This window comes from Bacillus sp. P4_D3, from assembly GCF_056401855.1.
Genome location: NZ_JBFUIN010000320.1, coordinates 1 through 3,708 on the forward strand (window position 1 = coordinate 1; position 3,708 = coordinate 3,708).

Consider the following 3,708-nt stretch of genomic DNA (forward strand, 5'->3'; position numbering starts at 1 on the left):
GTGGTTGTTCAAATAGATTCGTTGAGGATGGAAATCGAAAACATGTATTTGTACAAGCAAGTAAAGTTTTAGTAGAGGTTGTTTATAAAATATATAAAAGGTAAAAGGTGTTTCCATATACGGAAACACCTTTTTTGTAGTTAAAATTGAATGCTGGAAGGGTCTTGAATAGTAGTCATGTTTTGTTTCACATCCCATAATAATTAGTTTGTTAAAATACATTCGTTTTTCGGTGTGATAAGTCCTATTTATCATAGTTAGATAAACATTTTTATAAAAGTTTGTAAAATAGGTAAACGAAACATTGAAATGTTTATTTTTTATATGTTAAGATGATGAAGTGATAATAAACGTTATTGGAATTTGTTTGTTTTTAAATAAACATTTTGAAGGAGTGTTTAGTATGAGTGATATTTCAGAGAAGTTTTGGGATGCGTCGGTAGAGGAATTAAAGAAAGGGTATGTATTTGACGAGGCAGCAGAGGAGTATATTTGTTTAGCTTGTGGAGAAACGTTTATTAAAGGGGTTATTTATCAAGAAAATCAAGTTTTGTATGAAGCAGAGAAGTTTGTACAGTTGCATATTCAAAATGAGCATACGTCTATGTTTGAATATTTATTAAATCTTGATAAGAAGTTTACAGGTTTAACTGATTTGCAAAAGAAAATGGTTCAGTTTTTCCATATGGGACTTAACGATAAAGAGATTGTAAAAGAAATGGACGGCGGGAGCACGTCGACGATTCGCAATCATCGATTTACATTGCGAGAGAAAATGAAGCAAGCGAAAGTATTTTTAGCGTTAATGGAATTGTCAGAAGAAAAATCAAAAGTTCAAACTAAATTTGTACCGATTCATAGAACAGCTACGATGGTGGATGATCGATACAATATTACAGAGGAAGAAAATGCTGAAGTTTTAACAACGCATTTTACAGAAGGTTTGGATGGACCGCTTTCTAAATTTCCGAAAAAGCAAAAGCGTAAATTAATTATATTACGTCATTTAGTGAAGAAATTCGATAGTAATAAAAAGTATACTGAAAAAGAAGTAAATACAGTTTTAGAAAATATATATCCGGATTTTGTAACTTTGAGAAGATATTTAATTGAATATGGTTTTTTAGATAGAACAGCTGATGGAAGCCAATATTGGGTGAAGTTATAAGAATGAAGAGAAGAAAATGAATAGAAGCACATCATAAAAACAACTATACAAAGAGATAGAGGATTACAGATACGAAAAATATGTTAAAGTTCTATGATGAATTTGAAAATAGTGAGTGGAAGAAGCATTTACTTTAACGAGCAAACAGTATAGAAATGGTTGGCACAATTACCACTATTTGAGCACGGATTTTAAATAAAAGGAGAAATGAAATTTGAAACCACCTACAGATAACAATAAAGAAGGTGTAGAGTCACAGAAGTCAGAAACGGAACATAAGCCGATATGGAAATCGATGTCCATGTTTTTAGTACCGTTACTTTTAAGTAATGTATTACAGTCAGTTGGACAGTTATTTGGAATGGTAGTAGTAGGAAGATGGCTTGGCGTAAATGATCTAGCAGCTATATCGGCGTTCTTCCCGTTATTTTTCCTGCTCGTTTCATTTGTAATTGGAATTGGTTCTGGTAGTTCAATTTTAATTGGTCAGGCATTTGGTGCTAAAAATGAAGAGCGCTTAAAAGCTATCGTTGGTACGACGCTTACGTTTACTTTTATTATCGGAGTCGTGTTGGCGATAATAGGTAGTATTTTTGCGATGGATATTATGCGCCTTATGGGAACACCAGAAAATATTATTGAAATAAGTGTGCATTACGCAAGAATTTTATTTATATCTATGCCAGTATTATTTTTATATTTTGCATACACAACATTTATGAGAGGTACAGGAGATTCTAAAACGCCATTTTACTTTTTAATCGTTAGTACAGCGCTAAATATGATCTTATTACCAATTCTTATTTTTGGCTGGTTAGGAGCTCCGAAATTAGATGTTTACGGAGCAGCCTATGCTTCAGTTATATCTACAGTTATTACGTTTATTGTCATGCTAGTGTATTTAAAGAAGAAAAATCATCCACTGCAATTAGACGCTACAGTAAGAAAATATCTTCGTATGGACTGGGAGTTATTAAAGTTATTGTTACGACTTGGTATTCCAGCGAGTATTAATATGATATTAGTTTCATTATCAGAAATTGCGGTAATCGCATTTGTGAATCGCTATGGATCAGATGCAACAGCGGCGTATGGTGTTGTGAACCAAGTTGCAAGTTATGTACAAATGCCAGCAGTTAGCCTCGGCATTACCGTATCAATTTTTGCAGCGCAATCAATTGGTGCAAACCAATTTGATCGATTACAGAAAGTTGTTAAGGCCGGAATTATTATGAATTATATCATTGGTGGTGTATTAATATCGCTTATTTATTTATTCTCAAGAGATATTTTAGCACTATTTTTGACAAGTCAAACTACAATTGAAATTGCTCATAGTTTAGTTATGATTACATTATGGAGTTACTTAATTTTCGGTCATGCACAAATTATTAGTGCGACAATGCGAGCAAGTGGTACAGTACTTTGGCCAACTGTGATTAGTGTTGTATCAATCTGGTTTGTTGAAGTACCTGTAGCGTATTATCTTTCTTACCATACGAGTCTTGGTATAGAAGGAATTTGGATTGGATATCCAGCGGCATTCATCGTCAGCTTAATATTACAGTATGCATATTATAAGCTTTCATGGCAGAAGAAACGAATTACACGATTAGTGAGTTAAAAGATGAAAAAGTCCCTAAGTCATTATACTTAGGGACTTTTTTTTGATGAATGCTTATAAATAACTTTTTAAAGTTATATCAAAATGTTGTCTAATGAGTTTTCCATTATTCATATAAAACTCCCAAGCTGTATCTGGCTCACCGATAATTTCAAATGAACCTTCTGTAATATATAAAGCGCAATTATCTTCTAATGCAATGCCTTCTATATTACCTTGGTGAGTTTGTAAAAACGTATGGAAGGCATTCATTCTATTTAATTGATTGTAATGGGGGCAAAATCTTTTATTAACAATACTCCAGCCACTACTTTCTATATAACCGGAACCTTCATAATCTGAACGAATGCTAGATGTGAACCAGCACATCGCACCGGCACTATATCCTGCAATAAGTGTTCCGCGTTTTAAAGCAAATAGTAACTTTTCATCTAGTTTATGTTCTTTCCATTGTTCAAGCATATGAACGTAATTCCCACCGCCAAGATAAATTAAATCGGCAGAATGAATCATCTCATCTATTTCATATTTAGTAGGTGTTTCGGTTATAAAGCGTAAAATTTGAACCTCACAATGTAATCGCTTTTCAAACGTTTCTAAAAATAACTTTATATATCCTTCATCATCACGACTAGCTGTTGGAATGAATAATACTTTTGGGTATTGTTTATTTGTTAATTCTATAAGTCGTTCATTAATATGCAAGTGATTTGGATCTTGTAAATCACCGCCACCAATGACAGCTAATTTCATAGTAAAGCACCACCTAATAATATTTGTTATGTAAAAATTCGATAGCGGGGAGTTACATTCCTTCTGTGATTTAATGAATAAGGGGAAATAAAGTGAACAATATATTGAAATAGCATAAGGAGTTGATAGCTGTGGATAGAAAGGAATTAGAAGTAGTTTATCC

4 protein-coding genes are annotated in these 3,708 nt (G+C 32.8%); 3 read left to right on the plus strand and 1 reads right to left on the minus strand.

Annotated features, from left to right (window positions below; all coding sequences use genetic code 11):
• From AC1DTM_RS20235 to AC1DTM_RS20245, 3 genes are all read left to right on the plus strand, one after another.
• On the plus strand, nt 1–104 hold a 104-nt coding region (locus tag AC1DTM_RS20235; protein WP_477000732.1), incomplete at its 5' end, for a permease.
• A 299-nt stretch (nt 105–403) separates the two neighbouring features.
• Nucleotides 404–1,168, plus strand: a complete 765-nt coding sequence (locus AC1DTM_RS20240; RefSeq protein WP_016104456.1) for a DUF2087 domain-containing protein — start codon at nt 404–406, stop codon at nt 1,166–1,168.
• A gap of 214 nt (nt 1,169–1,382) precedes the next feature.
• On the plus strand, nt 1,383–2,792 hold the full coding sequence (locus AC1DTM_RS20245) for an MATE family efflux transporter (RefSeq protein ID WP_016104457.1): 1,410 nt from the start codon (nt 1,383–1,385) through the stop codon (nt 2,790–2,792).
• Between the two features lie 54 nt (nt 2,793–2,846).
• Here the strand turns inward: AC1DTM_RS20245 and AC1DTM_RS20250 are convergent, their stop codons facing one another.
• A complete protein-coding gene (locus AC1DTM_RS20250; protein WP_002202483.1) occupies nt 2,847–3,545 on the minus strand; it encodes a peptidase E in 699 nt (232 codons plus the stop codon).
• Nucleotides 3,546–3,708: the final 163 nt, after the last annotated feature.

Excerpts from the sequence above, each read along its gene's own strand:
- AC1DTM_RS20240 (WP_016104456.1), top strand. The coding sequence starts at position 404 with ATGAGTGATATTTCAGAGAAGTTTTGGGATGCGTCGGTAGAGGAATTA.
- AC1DTM_RS20250 (WP_002202483.1), bottom strand. The coding sequence starts at position 3,545 with ATGAAATTAGCTGTCATTGGTGGCGGTGATTTACAAGATCCAAATCAC.